23 protein-coding genes and 3 pseudogenes are annotated in these 20,469 nt (G+C 64.7%); 13 read left to right on the top strand and 13 right to left on the bottom strand.

Annotation, left to right across the window (positions count from 1 at the left end; genetic code table 11):
* The first annotated feature begins 394 nt into the window (after positions 1–394).
* The 3 genes from THIMADRAFT_RS27835 (at position 395) to mobI (ending at position 1,629) form a co-directional block, all read left to right on the top strand.
* On the top strand, positions 395–574 hold the full coding sequence (locus THIMADRAFT_RS27835; protein WP_040730403.1) for a hypothetical protein: 180 nt from the start codon (positions 395–397) through the stop codon (positions 572–574).
* A gap of 92 nt (positions 575–666) precedes the next feature.
* The gene (locus THIMADRAFT_RS27830) at positions 667–840 is read left to right on the top strand and encodes a hypothetical protein (RefSeq protein WP_233490206.1); all 174 of its coding nucleotides are present in this window, start codon (positions 667–669) and stop codon (positions 838–840) included.
* A gap of 222 nt (positions 841–1,062) precedes the next feature.
* The gene (gene mobI, locus THIMADRAFT_RS25540; RefSeq protein WP_233490205.1) at positions 1,063–1,629 is read left to right on the top strand and encodes a conjugative transfer protein MobI(A/C); all 567 of its coding nucleotides are present in this window, start codon (positions 1,063–1,065) and stop codon (positions 1,627–1,629) included.
* Between the two features lie 205 nt (positions 1,630–1,834).
* On the opposite strand, the gene THIMADRAFT_RS28555 is transcribed toward mobI, so the two are convergent.
* Positions 1,835–2,053 carry a hypothetical protein gene (locus THIMADRAFT_RS28555; protein WP_407635146.1) on the bottom strand — a complete coding sequence of 73 codons (219 nt, stop codon included), beginning with the start codon at positions 2,051–2,053 and terminating at the stop codon, positions 1,835–1,837.
* On the opposite strand from THIMADRAFT_RS28555, the gene THIMADRAFT_RS28550 reads away from it, so the two are divergent.
* Positions 1,982–2,251 (top strand): hypothetical protein, encoded by a 270-nt coding sequence (locus THIMADRAFT_RS28550; RefSeq protein ID WP_407635150.1) that lies wholly within the window; start codon positions 1,982–1,984, stop codon positions 2,249–2,251. The two genes, THIMADRAFT_RS28555 and THIMADRAFT_RS28550, sit on opposite strands and share 72 nt — an antisense overlap.
* A gap of 354 nt (positions 2,252–2,605) precedes the next feature.
* Here the strand turns inward: THIMADRAFT_RS28550 and THIMADRAFT_RS08035 are convergent, their stop codons facing one another.
* Together THIMADRAFT_RS08035 and THIMADRAFT_RS08030 are read right to left on the bottom strand one after the other, a co-directional pair.
* Positions 2,606–3,121 (bottom strand): hypothetical protein, encoded by a 516-nt coding sequence (locus THIMADRAFT_RS08035; protein ID WP_007192505.1) that lies wholly within the window; start codon positions 3,119–3,121, stop codon positions 2,606–2,608.
* A 526-nt stretch (positions 3,122–3,647) separates the two neighbouring features.
* The gene (locus THIMADRAFT_RS08030) at positions 3,648–4,358 is read right to left on the bottom strand and encodes a DUF3581 family protein (RefSeq protein ID WP_007192504.1); all 711 of its coding nucleotides are present in this window, start codon (positions 4,356–4,358) and stop codon (positions 3,648–3,650) included.
* 353 nt (positions 4,359–4,711) lie between these two features.
* On the opposite strand from THIMADRAFT_RS08030, the gene THIMADRAFT_RS08025 reads away from it, so the two are divergent.
* A complete protein-coding gene (locus THIMADRAFT_RS08025) occupies positions 4,712–5,134 on the top strand; it encodes a hypothetical protein (protein ID WP_007192503.1) in 423 nt (140 codons plus the stop codon).
* Positions 5,135–6,041: 907 nt separating this feature from the next.
* Here the strand turns inward: THIMADRAFT_RS08025 and THIMADRAFT_RS28545 are convergent.
* The 10 genes and pseudogenes from THIMADRAFT_RS28545 to THIMADRAFT_RS07985 form a co-directional block, all read right to left on the bottom strand.
* Positions 6,042–6,257, bottom strand: a pseudogene (locus THIMADRAFT_RS28545) (transposase); the annotation flags it as partial.
* Between the two features lie 59 nt (positions 6,258–6,316).
* The gene (locus THIMADRAFT_RS28540) at positions 6,317–6,697 is read right to left on the bottom strand and encodes a hypothetical protein (RefSeq protein WP_407635149.1); all 381 of its coding nucleotides are present in this window, start codon (positions 6,695–6,697) and stop codon (positions 6,317–6,319) included.
* 144 nt (positions 6,698–6,841) lie between these two features.
* Positions 6,842–7,012, bottom strand: a pseudogene (locus THIMADRAFT_RS28535) (transposase); the annotation flags it as partial.
* Positions 7,013–7,134: 122 nt separating this feature from the next.
* Positions 7,135–7,788: an IS630 family transposase gene (locus THIMADRAFT_RS08015; protein WP_007192500.1), complete on the bottom strand. Its 654-nt coding sequence runs from the start codon at positions 7,786–7,788 to the stop codon at positions 7,135–7,137.
* A gap of 399 nt (positions 7,789–8,187) precedes the next feature.
* On the bottom strand, positions 8,188–8,418 hold the full coding sequence (locus tag THIMADRAFT_RS08010; RefSeq protein WP_007192499.1) for a hypothetical protein: 231 nt from the start codon (positions 8,416–8,418) through the stop codon (positions 8,188–8,190).
* Positions 8,419–8,435: 17 nt separating this feature from the next.
* Complete coding sequence (locus tag THIMADRAFT_RS08005; RefSeq protein WP_007192498.1) at positions 8,436–9,281, bottom strand: ExeA family protein; 846 nt, start codon at positions 9,279–9,281, stop codon at positions 8,436–8,438.
* The gene (locus THIMADRAFT_RS08000; RefSeq protein WP_007192497.1) at positions 9,278–10,723 is read right to left on the bottom strand and encodes an IS481 family transposase; all 1,446 of its coding nucleotides are present in this window, start codon (positions 10,721–10,723) and stop codon (positions 9,278–9,280) included. The genes THIMADRAFT_RS08005 and THIMADRAFT_RS08000 overlap by 4 nt, the downstream gene beginning before the upstream one ends.
* Before the next feature lie 96 nt (positions 10,724–10,819).
* The gene (locus tag THIMADRAFT_RS07995; protein WP_233490204.1) at positions 10,820–11,350 is read right to left on the bottom strand and encodes a hypothetical protein; all 531 of its coding nucleotides are present in this window, start codon (positions 11,348–11,350) and stop codon (positions 10,820–10,822) included.
* 387 nt (positions 11,351–11,737) lie between these two features.
* Positions 11,738–12,142, bottom strand: coding sequence for a helix-turn-helix domain-containing protein (locus THIMADRAFT_RS07990; RefSeq protein ID WP_040730398.1), 405 nt, complete (start codon positions 12,140–12,142; stop codon positions 11,738–11,740).
* Between the two features lie 36 nt (positions 12,143–12,178).
* A pseudogene (locus THIMADRAFT_RS07985) lies at positions 12,179–13,533 on the bottom strand (ISAs1 family transposase).
* Positions 13,534–13,914: 381 nt separating this feature from the next.
* Here THIMADRAFT_RS07985 and THIMADRAFT_RS24575 point away from each other — a divergent pair.
* From THIMADRAFT_RS24575 to THIMADRAFT_RS07945, 8 genes are all read left to right on the top strand, one after another.
* Positions 13,915–15,978: a phage tail sheath C-terminal domain-containing protein gene (locus THIMADRAFT_RS24575; RefSeq protein ID WP_007192493.1), complete on the top strand. Its 2,064-nt coding sequence runs from the start codon at positions 13,915–13,917 to the stop codon at positions 15,976–15,978.
* A gap of 18 nt (positions 15,979–15,996) precedes the next feature.
* Positions 15,997–16,452, top strand: coding sequence for a phage tail protein (locus THIMADRAFT_RS07970; protein ID WP_007192492.1), 456 nt, complete (start codon positions 15,997–15,999; stop codon positions 16,450–16,452).
* Positions 16,453–16,549: 97 nt separating this feature from the next.
* Entirely contained in the window at positions 16,550–17,011 is a 462-nt protein-coding gene (locus tag THIMADRAFT_RS07965; protein ID WP_007192491.1) for a phage tail protein, read from the top strand.
* Between the two features lie 74 nt (positions 17,012–17,085).
* On the top strand, positions 17,086–17,247 hold the full coding sequence (locus tag THIMADRAFT_RS27035) for a DUF5908 family protein (RefSeq protein WP_007192490.1): 162 nt from the start codon (positions 17,086–17,088) through the stop codon (positions 17,245–17,247).
* A gap of 2 nt (positions 17,248–17,249) precedes the next feature.
* A complete protein-coding gene (locus THIMADRAFT_RS07960) occupies positions 17,250–17,921 on the top strand; it encodes a CIS tube protein (RefSeq protein WP_007192489.1) in 672 nt (223 codons plus the stop codon).
* Between the two features lie 44 nt (positions 17,922–17,965).
* Complete coding sequence (gene vgrG / locus THIMADRAFT_RS07955) at positions 17,966–19,711, top strand: type VI secretion system tip protein VgrG (protein ID WP_007192488.1); 1,746 nt, start codon at positions 17,966–17,968, stop codon at positions 19,709–19,711.
* 73 nt (positions 19,712–19,784) lie between these two features.
* Positions 19,785–20,042, top strand: coding sequence for a PAAR domain-containing protein (locus tag THIMADRAFT_RS07950; RefSeq protein WP_233490203.1), 258 nt, complete (start codon positions 19,785–19,787; stop codon positions 20,040–20,042).
* A 3-nt stretch (positions 20,043–20,045) separates the two neighbouring features.
* Positions 20,046–20,468 (top strand): GPW/gp25 family protein, encoded by a 423-nt coding sequence (locus tag THIMADRAFT_RS07945; RefSeq protein WP_007192486.1) that lies wholly within the window; start codon positions 20,046–20,048, stop codon positions 20,466–20,468.
* Position 20,469 lies beyond the last annotated feature (1 nt).

Below are 20,469 nucleotides of genomic sequence, written 5' to 3'. Positions count from 1 at the left end.
CACACCGAATGCACTGGCGGTACACAAACGCGCTTCACGCCGTCGCCGTCCCGATGCATTCCGATGACAAGGTTCACAAGAGATCCGCAATCGGCGCACAAGAAGGCGACAGTGAACGCTCGGCATTCTTGGCGTCGAGGCGGTGCAACGCCAGCCGTTTAGATGGCACGAAAACGGTGTCTTTCCGGGCGGTGCCCGACGCATCACGCGTGCTAACCTCCCGGCGCCGAACGGCAATGGAAAACGGCTGTCGATCGCGGGAAAGAGAAACAGACGCGACCCGCAGGGCCCGCTGTTCTCACTTGCCGCGGGCAGCTTCCGGTCAGGGCAGGCAGTGCCGTGGTTGCTTGGTCGGTCGGCGCGTCGCACTCGCTGTTTCACCAAAGATAAGAGGGTGCGAACGCCCGGCCGGCGTGCCGCCTGCCCACAGGCTCGAGGCAGCCTTCCGGGCAGGCCCGCTCGGCGCAACGGGCAGGAGGCCGAGGATGACGACGCCACGGAGGAGGATGCGGCGCCGAGTCATGTCGCGGAGGCGCTCGACGCCTGGGTCGCGCGCAACCTGGCGGCCCTGTAGGAGCGCGCCGAGCAAGGCTGCAGCGCCTTCGAGCAACGCCTGGCGGAGGCCGGTCGCGGACTTCCCCGCAGTGCCCCTGGCAGCGCCCGCTCGTGGAGGATGCCGAGCAGGGATTCGGCGCGATCCGCGCCGCCGCGCGCCAACTCGCCGAGGTGCGCACCCGCTTTCGGGCCGCCGCCAAGCGGTGCCGCAAGCTCGGTCTGGACGGAAACCAGAGCGGCGTTTTGCGCCGTCCGGCGACATCCACCCGATGGATGAGCGAATAGGAACGCCCGTCCCAAACGATCAGGGATCAACCCATGACACGACGACCGAACGGCAATACGGAAGACGAGAACGCGCTTGCGCCTTCCGATCGAGGGAAGCGCGACACCGCAAGCGTCCGAGCGACCACGGCACTGCCTGCCCTGACCGGAAGCTGCCCGCGGCAGGTGAGAACAGCGGGCGCTGTTTCACCAAAGATAAGAGGGTGCGAACACCCGGCCGGCATGCCGCCTGCCCACAGGCTCGAGGCAGCCTTCCGGGCAGGCCCGCTCGGCGCAACGGGCAGGGACGCCGAGGATGACGACGCCACGGAGGAGGATGCGGCGCCGAGCCATGTCGCGGAGGCGCTCGACGCCTGGATCGCGCGCAACCTGGCGGCCCTGCCGAGCAGGGATGCAGCGCCTTCAAGCAACGCCTGGCGGAGGCCGGTCGCGGACTGCCGCGTAGCGCATGGGGTCGCATCGGCGTGCGGGTGCGCCCGCAGCGGGCCGACCGCGCCACCCCCGGCGCCTTCTCAATCGAGTGGGTCACCTACCGCCATGTGCATGCAGACCGCCGCGGGCGTCGTCTATCTGTCGGACGACATCCGCATGGGCGACGGAGATCGCTACCCGAAGAGCGCCTTTCGCGGCATTGCACGGGACTGGCAGCGCCCGCTCGTGGAGGACGCCGAGCAGGGATTCGGCGCCATCCGCGCCGCCGCGCGCCACATCGCCGAGATGCGCATCCGCTTTCGGGCCGCCGCCAAGCGGTGCCGCGAGCTGGGTCTGGACGGCGACTCGCGGCCGTAGCGGGCGGTCCACCGCAAAGCAGACCCATCCGCGCGGTTATCGCCATGGCCGGGCGCATCCGCGACGGTGCAGGATGCCCCGATGACACTCTTCGATCTGTTTCGCCGGTCCAAGCCGGCCGCACCGCCGCCCGCACCGGGTTCCGATGCGATTCCCGAATCGGCCCCCGATCCCGACGAGGACCTGCTGCGCTACCCGCCCTTCATCAAGGGGCTGCCGGCGTCCGACGTGGACGCGCTGCTCGCCAGGCAAACCGAATTGATCCGGGGCCTGCAGGACGGGGTAGGCATGACCGACACGGATGACCGCGACCTCGTCCGGCCGGTCGTACGCCGCCTCGATCCTTGGGCTCGTGATCCAGCGCGAAGACGTGGAGCATCGACGCCTGCGCGGCGAAGAAGCCGACCTCCAGAGAATGGCGCAGCAGCCCGCCCGAGCTGCGGTGATGATGAGTCTCGGAGGCGGCGACCCGCTGATCCTGGCGACTATCGGGCAGCGCTACCGGTTCGAGCTCCTGCATCCGGGCCAGCCCTTGGAGCCGGAACCTCAGACCACGCTCGGGCCTAAAAGCGGCATGCCGCTGCGCCTGCACCGGCGCACGCCGGCCCGCAGGGCGGCCTGATTTGCGCCACTCCCCGTCGCGCGCAACGCTGGACTTCAGCGGCTTGCTCTCGATCCCGACGCCTCGGTTTCGAGACACCGACCGAAGCTCGCGAGGACACCCTGGCCGGGCAACCCACGGCATGAGACCCACCGCAGGCATCGCCTGATCCCGGACTGCGGGGCGTCGGGGGTTCGGCCAAGAGCCGTCTCCCATCGACCGCAAGTGAGCGACTCTTGAATCCCGAGAGCCGACGAAAAAGCATATCGTCCGGACTTTCCGGTCTCGAGGGTTGACTGTGGGAGTCGCTACCCGGAAGGCAGAGCCGGTCCCCCTCCAGGTCAGTGCTTTCTCCGACGCCTGAGCCCGATTGCGCTAGAGCCGCTTGCACGGCGCCGCGTCGAGCGCTGCGCGCAGAATCTCCTGCTCCAGCGCCGCGGAAGGATGCCGGAATCCCCCGCGCGCGACGAAGCGGCTGCCGGCGTCAACCACGGCTTTCTCCGCGTCCACCCTTCGAGGTATCACGGGATCTATGGCCAGTTCCGCCAACGCCGCGTTCCGGCGTATGAACGCATCGCGGTCCAACCGCCCTTCGGCATCGAACCCGAGCATTTCGTAGACGAGCCGGACGATGGCGTAGGGTGCCCGATCACGCACCTCCACGATCACCTCGGCCATCCGCACGCGCTGGCCCGCGAAGCGCTCCAGTCGGTGGCTCTCGGGGTCATCGACCATGCGGGAGAACGTCGCGCTGGCCAGCCGGTAAAGGGTGTCGTCCGGTCCGAGGATGTAGATGCGGGTCGAGTAACTCACGCTGACCGTCCTTTTTAGGCCCAGGGTCCGTCCGTAGCGTACCGCACCGGTCACCAAGGCATCCGTGCGCCGTCGCATGGGTAGACACTACAGTCGTGTGACCGCCCTCGGAGCACTCAATGCCGGTCCGCCTGGAACAGGGAGGGTCGTCCCACCCCTCTGGCCAGGCAAGGGGCATCGTGATGACGATTGATCCGGAGCTGCCACCGCCGCTGGAGCACCCGTTTAACTGACGCTCTACTACGGTTGTGGCGACCCTAACTCGACGGGTTATTGCTTGGGATCTCGCGCAGCCGCCAGTTCGGCTCGCGACGCCCCACGTCCAACGAGGGAATCCAAGCAGAAGCTCCGCCGCCGCTCGCCGACCGCCGACCGTCGGCAGGAGCCGTCTCCCATCAACCGGAAGCGAGTGACTCTTCGATCCTGTTGGCGTTCCGTCGCGGCCGATACATGGGGGTTTTGGCCCAAACCGCCGAAACCCCCACTTTGGATGACTGCATCGCCCTGCCCGACATGGATTGCAGCCTGAGGCTTGCCGACGTCGATGAGCGGGGGCATTTCCAGCTCCGCCCGAGCAGCCCACGAGCCAGCATCCATAAGGCGGTCAGACGCCGGCGAGACAGGCTGCCTTCCACCCGGCATAGCGCTCGACCAACCCCTGTAACGCCTCGGGCTCATAGGCCCGCAAGCCGCTCAGGATGAGGGTCTTCGCGCCCTGCCCGACCGGCTCCCCGGCGGCAGTCAGGCGGAACCCGAGTCGGGCCTCGCCGCGCTTGCCCTTCACCTCCAGCTCGGTCGATTCCAGAGCAATGTCCACGTCGGGGCAGTCCAATCGGTCCAGCTCGAACGACATCCGGTCATAGATCACCAGGGGCCGATCCGGGTTGATCATCACACCCTGCTGCTCCATGAGCGGCACCAGGATGTGCGGAAAATTCCGACCCGGAAAGGCCACGTAGCGGCGCACCAGCGACTCAATCATGATCGAATCCCTGGTCACCGGTCCCGAACGCTCGACCTCGAGGCAGGGCTTGCCGTCGGCCGTCTCGACCACGACGCGGGCGTCGCTCTGAATGACATTCAATGCGGCATCCGCTCCGACCATTCCGGTGAAGCGAAAGGTCATCCGACTCGCAAGACCACATCCGGCGAGGACAAGCGCAAAGAGGAGATCGCCGGGGGCACAGAAACGCGGATTCGTCGCATCGTGGATCGGATTGAAGTCACCCGCGACCTCCTTGGCGAAGGCGCTGCCTTGCGGCGCGGAGATGCGCAGTGTGCCGTCTTCGGCCGCGTGGAATGGATCGAGAAACATGGCTCAAAGCTCCGAGGTCTGGGAGGCCGGACGACCTGCCACTGGGGCGAGGAAAGGACATCGACCGCGCGAGGGGTCGGGTTGGCGCTGATTGCCCTCGGGGAACACTGGCGCTTTGTGCCCACGCACCACGCGGTTCATCCCCGCAGACGCGGGGATCAATTGGAGAAGCAAGCGCGCGCCGGCGCCCCGGCAGTGTCGAGGTTAAGCCTAGATGCCGCTTCAGATCCACTAGGAGACGTTGGCGTTGGACAACGCCGCCCCACCATCAGCGAGATGAGCCATAATCAAATGCCACGTTCGAGAGAGCCTCGTCCTGCTTGGGTAACCCTATATGAACAGCGGAGACGGGGATGCCGCGGCGACAGCGCTTCATCGACGGCGAACGGATCCGGAAGGCTCGCACGCTGCGCCGTGTCGAGCCGATCTATGAAGTCCTCGCGCAAGCGCTGGCAACGATTCCGGATCTTCGCTTCATCAAGCTCTTCCCGGGAAGGCTGAGTGCCTCGAACCAGCTATCGACTGATGGGAAGCAGAGTCCAGTCGTGGCGGTCGGCGCTGAGGGGATCATCGGCGTCGAGTTACTGATCGACACGAAAACCCACGTGGTGCAATTCTACGGAATGACTTCCGCGCAGCAGGGCTGTGGGCGAATGATGGTGGAAACCGTTGTTGCCGCCACTCCCTCGGACTGGTTACTCGCCGTGCCCTTTGACTGGAGCGGCGGTTTCTGGGCGCACATGGCGGATGAATACCCGCGAATCCAGATATTCTGACGCCGTGCCAGACCCTGCAAGCACGCTGCCGATCCCGAGTATCACCGAAGCGGATACCGCGGAGTGCCTCCGAACAGGCTGATTCGCGTTTAATCGGACGAGCCGTTCGATGTCGAGCAAAGGCGGCTGACGACCCAGAACGACCACCGAGCCGAGCCAACCGACCAATCGCTGTGTTCCAGGAAGCCGTCACCGGTCGTTCGCAGCGTGGTGACTCCTCAATCCTGATACCGGTCACGCGCCATGCGGCGACTGACGGACCGGTCAGGACCCAGAGGAGACATCGGCGCTGCGAACAACGACGGCGGCATTGCAACCCAGAGCGGACATTGGGAGAGTAGGCGTCCTCATCACTGACGCCGCCGATCGCTCCCGCCCGCAGACCTCCCGCATGGGACGATGCGCCGGCGCCGGCGCCGGCGCCGGAGCCGATGCCGGACTGGGACCTCCCCGGCCAGCGCGAGCCCCACTTCGCGTTCGATCAGCGTATCGCCTGATAGCCGCTCTTAATCCTCCGCAAAGAGGGTGCCATCTCCGCCGTCTCGCGCTTACGCGCTACGCCCCAACATCTCGTCCCATCGCTCGACAAAGTGCGCGCTTGCACTGACCACGAGGTCCGTCGGCCACTTGGTGGGCGCTTGATCGATCTTCGAGTCCCCGCTAGCCTCACTTTTCAGGCCGCACAGGACGTGCAAAAGCGCTTGGATTCTCTATCCGTGCCCACCTCTGGGGTCGCGAGATTCAAGAAACGAAGAACAAACCGCACCTATCCGGTTGCCTCCCACGCCGCCTCCTGCGGTGGCGCCGTGCCGGCTGGATGGATCCAGGTGCCCTGGTAGATTCCGGCATAGGGCGGCCCGGCATTACGCGTTCCAATTCGCAGCGCTGCGTCGAACGCAGCCGCCGACCAGAACCGACGATTGAACCGGAAGACGAACTCGTTCAGGTAAGCCTGAAGGTGCTTGGAGCTGACCCCATGATGTGTGCCGAGAAGCCCTTCATCCAGGTTGCCAAAAACAATGTGGATCATTGGGAGGTGCGCGTGGTAATTGCGTGGTCGCGACGCACGGCGACACGCTCTTGGGCATACCCGGCGACCTCCATAGGAACGTATCCAGTCCAACCGTCAGTGCGCAAAATCGCCCCGGGCCGCACGGTCGCCGGAACAAAGGGTACCAGCGTTTACTGCTTACGTTTTGCAATAACCTGAAGCCTGAGCCGCCCCGCAACGACATTCCGGCCATGTCCGCCTTTGGCGGACTTCGGTTCTGCCTTCCGCCGGCTACCTTTTCGCGCAGCGCCTTTCGCTTCCTCGTGCGATTGTCCTCGGATCAGGTTCGGATCCTTACCCGCGAACGGAATGGATTGACGTGGGTGAACTTCGACGGCGCCGATGACCGGCGTCTTGTGGCGAACTCCTTTTCCTTCACCTTGCGTCGCGCCGCCAACCAGCATCTCGCCGACTTCGACGGGATACTCACTGCCGATCAAGTCCCGGTTGGGGCGCACCATCGCAGCACGCAGCATATGGAGCATTTGGAAAGCTGTTTCATAACCAGACATGCCCATCCACTTCTGGAACCGGAGGGCGCTCATGACGGGAGGGCCATGCGTCACAAGATAGGCGCGCCAAAACCACTTGGATATGAGAACCTTGCTACGGTGCATGACGGCGTTCGCTGTTATGCTCGTGTCATGCCTACAGTTCCGGCAGCGCACAACCCCCGGTCGGTGGCCAAGGCGAAAGGGTTCGCCAGTGACGCCGCAGCGCGGGCACTCGACGCCATTGGCAAACCCTTGCGCGTACGGGTAGTCGATACAGGCCGCATCGTTGGGGAAGTTTCGCTGGAGCTTGGGAAGGGACTTCGGCGTTGTCAAGTACCGGCGGTACAGTATTCGGCATGCGCGCAGAATATGCCTGTCTCGCTGTGGGAAGCAACCGGGTAGGCATGGAACAGACTACTGCTCCGCGGTAGAAATCCCGAGACCGTTCTCGGCGCTCAAGCGGCAAGGGGTTTGCCCTGATAGGTCCAGCGAAACGGCTTGGCCATCGTGGCGTTGAAGACGTCGATGAATTCGGACATCTTCTTTTGAAGGTCCTCGACCGACGTGAAGCTGCCGCGACGAATGACTTTGCGCGCGAGGATCGAGAACCACATCTCGATCTGGTTGAGCCAGGAGGCATGTTTCGGGGTGAAATGAATCACGATGCGGTGGCTCGGGTCGCGCAGGAATTTCTCGCGAGTGGGTACCGACTTGAGGATGCCGCGTTTGCCTTTGACGCCGAGGTCGCCGGTGAAGCCGATGGCCTCGGCGACGAGGCGCACCACGGCTTCGGCGACGTGGATGTTGAGGTTGTCCATGATCGGATGCCAGTGCGTGGCGGCGTCTTGACCGGCGAGCAGCTCGGCGAGCCACCGGGCGAAGTCCGCCTCGGTGCGGGTCGGTCCGAGCCGATAGGTGACTTGGCCGGTGGCGACATCGAAGGAGGCGATGAGGGTCAAGGTGCCGTGACGGATATACTCGAACTTGCGTCGCTCCGCCCGCCCCAAGCGCATCGGCAGGGTCTGGGTCGCCCGCTCGAGGGCCTGCACCCCGGTCATTTCGTCAATGCTGCGCGTCTGGATCCCGGCGGCCGCACGCTCGGGCGCCAAGCGGTAAGTCTCGCAGACATCGCGGCATTTCTCCTCGAACTGCGCATCGCGCGGACTGTTGATCCAGCCGCGGGTGCGATGCGGCTTCAGGTCGACCTCGCGCAGGAAGCGACCGATGGAGTGGGCGGAGATCTCCGTGACGATGCCGCGCGCGATCGCCTCCTCGGCGAGCGTGGCGTGGGTCCAGTGCGTGCGCTGCGCGCCATGGGGAGCGAAGCGAAGGCGCTTAGTCCCGGGTAGGCGTGGGCGCGAGCGTGTTGCCGCAGGTGAGTGCGGTCAGCCAATTTGATGGTGGCGCGATCAAGTTGCGTGATGGGGGTCGGCGAAGCGGTCTCCCCGCCTCGCGCGACCGGCGTGTCGAGCCGGCATCGCGCGATGGGTCAAGCGCGGTGATGGGAATCAGAATAACAGCGGATCGTCGAAGTCCGGGGCGTCATCGAACAGATCGGGTTGTCGCCGGTGGTGCTCGGCGGCGTGCTCGGCGTGATACCGACACAGCTGGCCGAAGTAGTGGCCTTCGAATTGGAAGAGCAGTTCCCTGAGCACCTCGATCAGGGCAACAGCGGCCTCGTCGGGCAGCGGCGGAAGGTCGATCGGTTGCAGGGTCTGGCGGGATTGTGGTTGTGTCATGGGCTGCTCCGAGTCGGTCAACGTGGCAAGGCCGTGCGCCGCGGGGTGGCGGTGGCGGGCGGGGTGAAGACCTCGAGGAAGAGCGCCTCGTCGAGGTGGGGGCGCTCGGTTTGGGCGGCGACGGCGAGCAGCTCGGCGGCCAGGGTGGCGAGGATGCGGTAATTGCCGGCGGCGTGGTCGCAGAGGGTGTGTTGCAGGGGCTCGCTCATGAGGGCGGCGTTGCCGGCGCTGGCGCACAGGTGTTGCAGGCAGGCGAGCAGCTCCTCGCGGCGCGCATGCTCGGTGGCCAGACGGGTGCGGATGCGCGAGCCCAAGGGCAGCAGCTCCTCGCGGCGCAGGTGATCGGTGAGGCGGGTGTCCCCGGCGAGGACGACGCACAGCAGGGGTTGGGAATCGAAGCGGGCGCTGGCGAGCAGGCGCAGCTCGTTGAGCACGGCGGGACTCATCTCCTGTGCCTCGTCCACCAGCAGCACGGCACGCCGACGCGTCGTCTCCAGATGGCCGAGCCAGGTGGCACGCAGCGCCTTGAAGCCGCCCCAGCGGTTGTGCGGACGCAGCGGGACGCTGAACAGCTCGCCGAGTTCGCGGTAGAAATCCCCGAGGCTGCTTTGGGGATGGTCGATGGCGCCGACGCTCAGATCCGGGAGCCGGGCGAGACGCTCGGCGAGCAGACGCAGCACCACGCTTTTGCCGGTGCCCGGTTCGCCGTGGATCATCGCAAACCCGCCTTCGCGGATCTGCGCCTGCTCGATGCGCCATAGGAACTGCTCCACGCGCGGGGGGATGTAGAGGGCCTCGATCGGCAGCTCCGAGGAGAAGGGATGCCATTTCAGGCCGTAGAGGGCGAGCAGTCGCGCATTCATCGGGTGTCCTCGGCGGTGTTCAGAGGCAGATAGGCCGGCGGCAAACCGGTGGCGGCATGGGTCTCGAGGAGCTGGCGCAGCAGCGGCGCGATGCCGCCGGGCGCGCTCGGTTGCGGGGCGGGCGCGCCGGGCACCAGCGCACGGCGGGCCTCCCCGGCATTGGCGGCCTTATCCAGCGGGCGCACGGGACTCAAGATCACGCCGCCGTGCGGATCCACCAGATCGACATGGGCCAGATCCCAGCGCGCGTAGCGCAGATGCACCGTCTCCAGGGCGCGGTAGCGCGCGGGGATTTCCAGGCGGATGCCGGCCAGGCTGACGGTGCCGTCGGCCTGGCGCTGGCGCCGGGCGACCTCGATGCGAAAGGCCGCGCGCAGGGCAGCGGCGTCCGGGCCGGGGCGCGCCACGGTCGGGCCCTCCAGATAGCGCGCCAGCGGCGTGGTGGCCAATTCCGAATGGGTGCTGCGGTGATACTCCTGCTCGACCCAGGCTTGGGTGGCGCGGTTGAGGGTGTCCAAGCTCAGCCCCGGCTCGCCTTCGAGCATCGCCATCAGGCGGCCTTCCACGCGGCCCCAAAAGGCCTCCTGCTTGGCGTTCTGATAGGGCGAATAGGGCAAGGTGGTCTGGTGCAGGACGCCCAGACGGGCCAGTCCGGCGGTCGTCTCCTCGGCCAGCATCGCCGCGCCGTTGTCGGTCATCAGGGCGCGCGGCAGGCCGCGCTTCATGAACGCCTGCGACAGTCCATGCACCAGCACCTCGGCGGTTTCCTGCGTGTACCACTGCAGGTGACAAACCAGGCGCGAGCGATCGTCCATGACCCCGAACAGCAGCGGCGTGAGCCAAATTCCGGACGCCGTGAGCACCTTGCGCGAGCCGTGATGGAAATCCAGGTGCCAGAGCGCCGAGACGTGCTCGACCTCGAAGCTGCGGACCTCGCGTTGCTCCAGGCGATCGCGCGCGGCCAGCGCGCCGGCGGTGTCGCGCTTGGGGGTGGCGCGACGCACCATCCCCTGCGCCTTCAAGTAGCGCCGCACGCTCGGATAGGACGGTACCGCGGTGGCGGTGCCGGCGAGGGTGGCGGCCAGGTTGTCGCGATGCAGCTGGGCAGTCCAGCCGGGATGGTCGCGGTACTGCGCCTGCAGGGCCTCGCGTGCGGCGGGCAGCACGCTCGGGAAGGCCCCGCGGTCGGCGCGCACGCGATTGCGCAGCACCGCCACCGGATCGGGCGCGGCGCGCGCCGCGTAATACCAGCGCTCCAGGGTCGACACGCCGAACCGAACATCCAGGCCGGTGACGGGATGGCGCCAGGTCTTGGCGGCCAAGGCGGCGAGTGCCGCCTGCAAGTCGCCGTCCGACGGCGGGGCGGCGAGCAAGGGTCCGATGATCGCAAAGCGCAGGCGGGCCCAACGCTCGCGTTGCGGAACCTCGATGGGGATCGGCATAGGGGTCTCCCGGCCACGGTGCCGGGGGTTCCGGCACCTTCGCGATCAGCCTAGCGGGGTGCCCCGGCGCCTTCGAGCTGCATCCTCTGCGTGGCGTCAGCCGCCCTCGTGCAGCCTGCACGAACGACTCGTCAAGGGACTCAAAAAGCGCAGCAACGCCACCAGGGCGTCCGCGGCATCACCGAGGAAGCGCTCCAGCAGACTCCCCGGCGCCTGCTGCAGATCCACCGGCGGCACAAAGCCCCCCTGCGCGCCGCACCACAGCGGGGTCTGCGCCAACTGCTCCCGCCACCAGGCCTGCCAGCGCCGCAGGGTGCGGATCGGGACCGCCAACGTCGCGGCCAATGCTGCCGCTTGGGGGTGATGTCCGCGATGACGCACGCAGGCCAGCACGACGATGAGGCCGAGATAGACCCGCCGGCCCAGGAACCGCACCGAGCGCGGCGTCAGGCGCCGCCGACACTGCGCACAGCAGAAGCTGCGACGCCTCGCGAACGCCTCGCGCCACGGCTCCGGACAGCCGCGGGGCTTACGGGGGTAGTCGGCCTGATGCAGCGTGCCGCCGCAGGCGGGACAACCCTCCGCTCGGGCGACCTCGGCGAGGTCCTCGTCGATGTGCAGCAACACGGCGAAAAACGTGGGGCTTTCAAGGAAGGCGTGGCACACTGTTGGAGTCTCTTTGTCTTCGCAAACAAGAGACTCTCCCGACGGGTGCTGTTGTTCAAGCACCCCGAGGGAGGCCCACCGCTCTCCCTCATGAAAGATGACGATTTAAGGGGAAAAACCCATCAGGGAAGGTGGCCGTACTCACAGGGGCGAAGGGGCGGATGTCCCGAAGCCGCGGAGGCAACATGCAGAGCACATCCCACACGCCGTGAAGCCATTTGAGGGCGCAGTCGTGCCCGGCGGACCAACGGGGAGTCGGGCACGGCTGCGACCGCAGGGCGAACCCGGGCCCAGAAGGCCGTCGCCAAGGACCGAGTCCTCGCGGCAGCAGGATGCCCCCGCGAGGCATCACGAGGGACACGCGACTCTCCGGATGGGCAAGCTGGCGTCGCTCGGGTTCTCGCAGGCCAGCGCGATGATTGCGCAGATCTGCTCGGGCGTGAACGTCGCCGGAGTTCCCGGGCGCGGTGCGTCGGCCAGTCGCTCCCGGAACGGCCGGCCCGCGGTGGCCGTCCAGCGTGCGCGCCACCGCTGGACGCTGGCACGCCCGAGGCCCAACTGCTCGGCGGTTTCGCGCACACCCGCGCCGGCAGCGCCGAGCAGAATGATCCGCGCCCGCATCACGAGGCTCTGCGGCGCGCTGTGCTCGCGCACGATGGCCTCGAGACGGCGGCGGGGTTTGTTGGTCAAGTCGATGGGGGCAGCAACATAGCGGGCCATGACGAACGCGTCGACACAAGTGATGATGAGCATAACCATGATGTTACCGTGCACTCTTCGCAAACGGTATCAGGCCTTCCACTCTTCAGCACAAACTATGCTTGCACAATCCAGCAACTTGTTCTTGAATACACCAACAGTGGTGTCTTTCGGCAATGAATCTGCCTTGCTGAGATACTCAGGAGCGGCAGTGTCATTTTGATCGGAGCTGCGCCTGATCGGGCTTCGCCGTCGAGACTGATTGGTGAGTCCCGTGCTCCAGGGCAACAGGGCAATCGCATCAACCGCGGCAATTATTGGATCACCTGATGGAGCGTTCTGACCCGCGGTCCGTGGCGTCCCGAAGAGGAGCTTCCCCAAGTATCGTTCGTCCCAGCCCGCCTGGAGAGGTTTGTTCTTGATGCCGAGTTTGGTGCTGTCGTTCTTCAGCCGCGACATGGCGATGTGGCGCAACACCGCGAGGTTCTCGCGGGCCTGAATCTCGCGCACGCGGCAGTCGTCCTCGCGCATCGCCACATCGAGGCTCCAATGCAGATCGTTTTCCACGCCCCAATTACGGCGCACGGCGCCCCCGAAGTCGGCCGCACCGGTGCCGATGAAAAAGCGCATTTCGCGGGAGATCTTGCCGTCGATCTCGCGCGTGAACTCGACCATGCCAATCATGTTCATGCCCTTCCACAGCGCGCTGCGCGGCACGCCGGACAGATCGCCGAGGGTGCTATAACGGCGCGTCTCGACCCGGCCGTGGCCGCGTTCGGCGGTGTCGAGCGCTTCGCTGTCGACCTCGGCAGAGTCCTTGGCGTCGGCCTCGATGAAGGCCTCTTCCACCTCCGCAGCCAGGACACCCTGGTTGCCTTTCAGGGCCAGGACATAGTTGCCGCCTTGGTCGATGATCTGCTCGCCGATCTTGGTCTGAGACCCCATCGCATCGATGGTGACGATGGCGCCCTCGAGCATCAGCAACGCAAGCAACTGCGGAATGACAGTGATCTCGATGGACTTGGCGTCGGTGGGGACCTGCCCGAGCACCATCCGGTTGGCGGTCGCCCAAGCGCTGACCAGATGCAACGGCGCAGCGTCTTGCCCTCGATGGCGATGATCTCACCGGGGATCACCGTGCGGATCGAGGCCGCGCAGGCGCGGAAACACGCCTCGAACGCTTCGGGCGCCAGCAGCGAGAAGACCCGCCCGCAGGTATCGTGCGACGGGATGCCCTCGGACGGTTCCAGGAATTTCCGAAACCATGCCTCCTTCGCGCGACCGAAATGTGCGATGGCCACCCAGCCGTCGGGGCCGGCGAGCGTCGCCGCGATGGCGATGATCACTATGTCGAGCAGATTGTGCCGGCTCCGCAGCGCATCGCGCGGGTCTTCCGGCACGCTGAAGTGGCCCACGAGGGAGGACTCGGTTTCTAGCGTCACCATCGTCGCAGTTCGATACGGCATAAAACTCGGTGCATTGTGGCTGCAACATGATGTCATTTCTAAAAGATAATCTAATTCTCTGATGCGAATGCCCTGCCCCGTATCCAGCGTCCGTCGGATTGGGAACAAAGGGGTGTGGATGGATGAGCGAGTGCGTCTTCATGCCATCGCGCTTGCGGACGATTCCAGGAGCGTCAGTCTCAAATCAAGCATCGCGCCGGGCGCGGGAAACTGGCCTTGACCAACGCCAAAGACCGATTATGCCTTTGGAAGCGCCTGCGCCGGATGCGCAACTGAATTGGGAGTTTGACCCGCAGACCGCCATTACTGCATGCCCTACGGGCACAGTGAACCACCGCCGGTACATCGACGAGGACCCTCATGTACAGAACACCTGGTGTCTATATCGTAGAGAAGAACGCGTTCGCCAACTCGATCGTTCAGGTCCCGACGGCGATTCCAGTTTTCATCGGGTATACCGAGAAGGCGGTGCGTGGGCGAGAGAGCTTGACGGATAAGCCGACTCGGATCTCGTCCATGGCCGAGTTCGAGCGGTTCTTTGGCGGGGCTCACCTGTCGGGCGTCGTGTCCGAAGATAACGACAGTTTCGCGGCCTCGCTCGAGCGATATCTGCTCTATCCCGCGATGCGGTTGTTCTTTGCGAATGGCGGTGGAGCATGCTGGATCGTATCCGTCGGCACGTACGGTGCCTCAGTCAGCATAGATGCCGAGCGCCTAAGAGTGCCTCTCGCGGATAAAGGCATCCTCGAGAGAGAGTTGGAGCCGTCGATGGTTGTCGTTCCAGATGCGGTCAGTCTGACGTCGGAGGATTGTACGGGTGTCGCGGAAGCGATCCTGAAGCACTGCAACAAGACAGGGGCGCGATTCGGCATCCTGGATGTGTACGATGGAGACAAGCCACGGACCAACGACGCCACCGATGACGTGATCGACAAATTCCGAAAGGTCTCGGGGGCGCTCAAATACGGTGCGGCGTACTATCCGTGGCTCAAGACCGCGGTGTTCTCGGCCCGGGACATCGACTACCGCGTACTCGACGAAGCCTTGCGCAAGCGGATCTTGTGGGAGGCCTATTTGGATGGAGAAGGATTCGACGCGACGAAGGGCGGAACCAAGCGACCGATAGAGCCAACGGCCCTGATAGACATTGCCGGCACGATTCGGGACGATGGGAAGGATAATTTCAAGTTCGAGTTGGGGACAATTGGGGGTTTGGGAGTAACCCAGTTGACCAAGTGGTACGACGTTGAAGGAGTTGTCGGAAAGATTACATCCCACGTTACGCCGACGCTTCCGTCGGGAGATGCTATTTCAAATCAGCAGGCAGCGGATGCACGGGAAGTATTCAGCGCGCTCTTATTGAGTGAATTCACCAGAAATACAGATCTTCCGCTGCCTCAACTCACATTCCTAGAGTCTGCAACCACACTCGAGACCAAAGCGAGAGAGATCGTGGATAGTGGAGCCACGGTGGAGGGGACCGCCATTACATTTGAGGTCGGTACGAATCCTACTGGCATTGCAGCCATTACCGATCTGAGCAGTCTTAAGGGCGGTGCCCAGAAATGGTCAGAGGCGGTCACGCCCTCGGGCGTGTCGGGCGAACTGCAGGAGCCGTTAAAGTCAAAGGCGAAAGACGAATTTAAGAGGCTGCTTGTAGGCAAGGCGCTAAGAACCATTCAAGAGGGTCCGGCGGATGCGTCCGTTAAGCTGTCTACCGACATCGAGGGCAATCCGGATTACGGCGGACTGGATGATGAGATCCGTCGGCAAGCTCACTCCGAGTTGTTGAATCGAAACAAGCGTTATGCGGAAGCGATGTCCGATGCGCTGGCCGCCCTGAATTGTCTGCCCCCGTCCGGGGCCATGGCAGGTATCTATGCCAGGGTGGACAAGGCCGAGGGCGTCCATCGCGCGCCGGCCAATGTCGGGATCGCGCTGGCCGTGGAGCCGGCGGTCAAGATCAACGACGACGAGCAGATGGAACTCAATGCGCCGACCCAAGGCGGCAAGGCGGTCAACGCCCTGCGCACCTTTCAGGGGACCGGGCTGACGGTATGGGGTGCGCGGACGCTGGACGGGAACAGCCAGGATTGGCGCTATATCAATGTGCGCCGGACCATGATCATGATTCGGCAATCGGTGAAGAATGCCGTCAAGGACTTCGTCTTCGCGCCGAATACCCCGCTGACCTGGAGTCGGATCGAGTCGATGATCTCCGGCTTCCTGTATACCCAATGGCGCGCGGAGGCGCTGGTGGGGGATGCACCCGAGGATGCCTACTACGTGCTGGTGGGCGAAGATGCGGGTACCACCCAGGACGACATTCGTAACGGCTTGCTACTCGTCAAGGTCGGTTTGAACTTCTCGCGTCCCGCGGAGTTCATCGAGATCGAGTTCACCCAGATGCAAGCGATCGCGTGATCCGGAGGATTCTGAGCAATGGCAGCAACAGGCGACAAACAAGAGCAGCCCTGGCCGCTCCCGAAGTTCTACTTCAGCGTGTCGGTGTCTGGAGACGTAGCGCAGTTCCATGAGGTCTCCGGATTGGACATGGAGGCGCAGGTCATCGAGTACCGGCACGGCGACAGCAAGGAGTTCGCGCCGGTGAAGATGCCGGGCTTGAAGAAGTTCAGCAATGTCACCCTCAAGAAGGGGGTGTTCGCGGCCGACAACAAGTTCTTCGACTGGATCAACGAGATCAGGCTCAACACCATCGCTCGGCGGGACGTCGTCATCGCCCTCTTGAACGAGGCGCAGCAGCCGGTCCAGGTCTGGTCACTGAAGCAAGCTTGGCCGACCAAGATCGTCGGCACGGACTTCAAGTCCGATGCGAACGAGGCGGCCATCGAAACTCTGGAACTGGCCCATGAGGGCCTGACGGTCCAGACGAAGTGATGTCGGTGCCGGGAAGTCGGCGACGGGGCAGTCTGCGCGGCGGACACCGTCGGGGTGTGCCGACGTCGGTCGCACTCAGGGACTCCGGCGCCGCGCCATGACGCCGACCTATCCGCCGGTTGGGTTCCACTTCACCGCGGCGATCGGCAGCTACGGCGCGGGGGTCGATGCCAGCTTCGCCGAGGTCTCCGGGTTGAGTACCGAGCTCGGCGTCTTCGAGATCAACGAGGGCGGGGTCAATACGCACGCTCATCGCGTTCCGGACCGGGGCAGAAGTGGAAACCTGGTGTTGAAGCGGGGTCTCGTGCTCGCGGCGTCCCCGTTGTTCCTGTGGTGCAAGGAAACACTGGAGGGCGGATTGGGGCGTCGGGTGCAGGTGCAGGACGTTGTCGTCTCGCTGCTGAATGATCGGGGGAATCCAACCCTGAGCTGGATCGTCTCCCGGGCCTGGCCTGTCAAGTGCTCGATCGCGGATTTCAACGCCATGGAGGGCCGGGTGGTCACGGAGACCCTAGAGCTCGCCTACGCGACCGTGGTGCAAAAGCGCACGCCATCCTGAGCGAATCCGTTCTGGGAGGGGGCGGCCTCGATCCGCGGGATTGGTCTTTTTTCCGGGCATGTTTGGGGGCAGAGATGGCCGTAGAGATCAGAGAGTTGATTGTTCGCGCCAATCTGGTGGAGGACGAGTCCGTGGAGTCCGCAAAGCAGCTCGACGTAGAGGCGCTGAGGGACGAGTTGCTCGCGGCCTGCGAGGCGATGATCCGCGAGGCCATTGATGGGGAACGGGAGCGCTGATCATGCCGCGGGCACCGAGCAAACTGATCATCAAGGCCTACCGCGACGAGCTCTGTAATAAGGAAATCGACAACTTCCAAGTTCAGATCAACCCGGAGCGATACGCCCAGACGTTTACTACGGCCTTCACCGAGGACGGCGGCGTCGACACCGCCGGCGTCATTTCGAAGTTTAAGACTCAGCAGCCTCAGGAGGTTTCCTTCGAGTTCTATCTCGACGCGACCGGCGTCGTTGACGGTATCGGAGGCGGCAAGGACCTGACCGCTCAGATCAGGGCTTTCAAGCGTGTTGCCTACGACTACAATCGTGATCTGCACAGCCCGAATTACCTGAAGCTGTGGTGGGGCAGTGAGTGGAGCTTCAAGTGTATGTTGGCGTCGCTAAACGTCGACTACATGCTCTTCGACCCCGACGGTTTGCCGTTGCGGGCCAAGTTGTCGACGCGCTTTCGACAGTTCCTCACCCCCGAGGAGGTGCCGAAACGCTCTCCCTCGCGCTCGACGGATCTCACCCACTCGCGCTTGGTGAAGGATGGCGTGTCGCTGACCGGGCTCTGCTTCGAGGTGTATAGGGACAGTACACTGTATGCCAAGCTCGCCCGCGCTAACGATCGGGACGACCTCGTCCACCTCCCCCCTGGGGAGGTTCTCTTGTTTCCCCCTGTCAGGGATTGATCGTGTCGGATTCGCCGCGCAAAGGCCGCCGCCTCGGACCATCGGTGCAAGTCTCCGTCGATGGTCGGGCGATCCCCGAGCATCACATCGTCAGGGCCGTCGAGGTCCGGCGCGCCGTCAACCGCATTCCCACCGCCACCCTGGTGATCGGGGATGGCGATCCCGCGCGGCAATGCTTCGAGGGGAGCCAGTCGTCGATCTTCGAGCCGGGCAAAGCAATCGAGATTCGAGCCGGATATGAGGGAAAGCGGGAACGGTTATTCCGAGGCGTCATCGTGCGGCACAGCATCAAGGTGCCGCGACGCGGGGCCTCGCAGCTGCGATTGATCTGCAAGGACGTGGCGGTGCGGATGACCTTGGCCCGGCGCGACGCGTTGTTCACCGAGCGCAAGGACAGCGAGGTGATGCGCCTGCTGCTCGGGGTCTACGATCTCGACGCCGAGATCGCCGACACCAGCGTCACGCATCCCCAGCTGGTGCAGCATGACTGCACAGATTGGGACCTGCTGGTCACCCGCGCCGAGGCCAACGGGATGGTCGTCGTCGTCGAGGATGGCACGGTGCGGATCGGGGAGCCGAAGACAGACGGCGACGCGACCCTGGGTGTCGGCTTTGGCGAGAGCATCCTGGACTTGGATCTGGATATCGACGCCACCGCTCAAGCAGAGTCCATCGCCTGTCGCGCCTGGGATCCCGCAACGCAGGCTGTCTTGGACGAGACGGCCAGAGAGCCCAGGGTCAACCAGCAGGGAAACCTCGACGGTGGCAGGCTGGCGGCCGGTGCCGGGGCGGATCTCATCTCATTGCGGACCTTCGCCGACAAGCAGCCGGAGGAGTTGAAGCTATGGGCCGATGGCTTCCTGCGTCGCATGCGCATCGCTCGAATCTGCGGGCGGGCGACCTTTCCCGGAGATGCGAGGGCCAAGCCCGACACCTTGCTGCGCCTCGAGCACCTTGGAAACCGGTTCAACGGTGACGCCTATCTCAGCGGGATCACCCACCTCATCGAGCGCGGGGACTGGACCACGCGTGTCGACATCGGCTTGTCGCCCCGCTCCTTCAGCGACAGTCACCGCGAGATGGAGGGGCCGGCGGCCGGCGGCCTGGTGCCGCCAGCCAGGGGGCTGCAGATCGCGACGGTGGTGCAGAGCCATGAGGATCCCGATGGCGCGGGACGTGTCCTGGTTAGCTTGCCCTGTGTCGGCGGTGATACCCGGAATCTCTGGGTGCGTCTGGCCCAGCCTTACGCAAGCAAAGACGCGGGCTTCTGTTTTTTTCCGGAGCCGGGGGACGAGGTCGTCATCGGTTTTCTCGGGGAGGATCCCTCGTCTCCTGTTCTCCTCGGTGGACTGCACAGCAAACCCCGCCAACCACCCTGTACGCCGGACGAGGGCAACCGACGCAAGTCCATCGCGACCGCCGGGCAGTTGAAGATCGTCTTCGACGACGGCGAGGGGCGGTTGCGCATCGAGACCCCGGAGGGACGCGTCGTCGAACTGGATGACGAGGCACAGCGCGTCAGCATTCTGGACGGCAATGCCAACAAAGTGGTCATGAGCAAGGACGGTATCACCCTGGAGAGTGAAGGGGACATCAGGTTGAGCTCCAAGGGAAAGATCCAATTGAACGCAGCCGGGAACCTGACGCTTGACAGCGGCGCCAATCTGGAGGCCGCAGCGCAGAAGGTGTCAGCCGAGGCGGTCCAAACACTGGGTATCAAGTCTGCCAGGGCGCAGCTCGAGGCCTCGGGCACCATGATCATCAAGGGTGGCCTGGTCAACATCAACTGACCGCGCCGCCGTTAACAGCGAGGACCCGTCAATGCCTCCTGCCGCGCGAGTGACAGACATGCATACCTGTCCAATGCAGAATCCGACCGTACCGCCTACGCCGCATGTGGGTGGGCCGCTGAATCTGCCAGGCGTCCCGACCGTGCTGATCGGTCAGCAGCCGGCCGCGGTGGTCGGCGATACGGCAACTTGCGCCGGCCCGCCGGACACCATCGTCAAAGGTTCGAGCACGGTGAACATTAACGGCAAACCGGCGGCAAGGCAGGGTGATACCACCGCCCACGGCGGTTCGATCGTCGGCGGCTTTCCGTCGGTCATGATTGGGGGCTGAGCCATGGCAACGGGAGAGCGGCCGTTTCTCGGACGTGGCTGGGCATTCCCGCCGACGTTTCATCGCGTCGGTGCGCGGGTTGGGTTGGTCGAGGAGGAAGAGGACATCCGCCAGAGCATCGGCGTCCTGCTATCCACGGTCCGCGGGGAGCGCCTGATGCTTCCGGAGTGGGGGTCGGGTTTGAGCACCTTCGTGTTCGACACCATGGGCCCGAACACCCTGGGTCAACTGCGCCGGGACGTCGAGGACACCATCATCCTCTACGAGCCGCGCGTCGTGCTGGAGCGGGTCGACGTCGAGGTCGATCCAGGGAGCCAGGGGGAGCTGCTGATCAGGATCGACTACAAGGTGCAGGGGACCAATAGCCGCGGCAACCTGGTTTACCCGTTCTACCTGGACGAAGCAACGGACCAGAGGGAGTTCTGAA

It is taken from the genome of Thiocapsa marina 5811 (genome assembly GCF_000223985.1).
GTDB lineage: Bacteria > Pseudomonadota > Gammaproteobacteria > Chromatiales > Chromatiaceae > Thiocapsa > Thiocapsa marina.
This window is presented reverse-complemented; position numbering and strand designations above follow the sequence as displayed.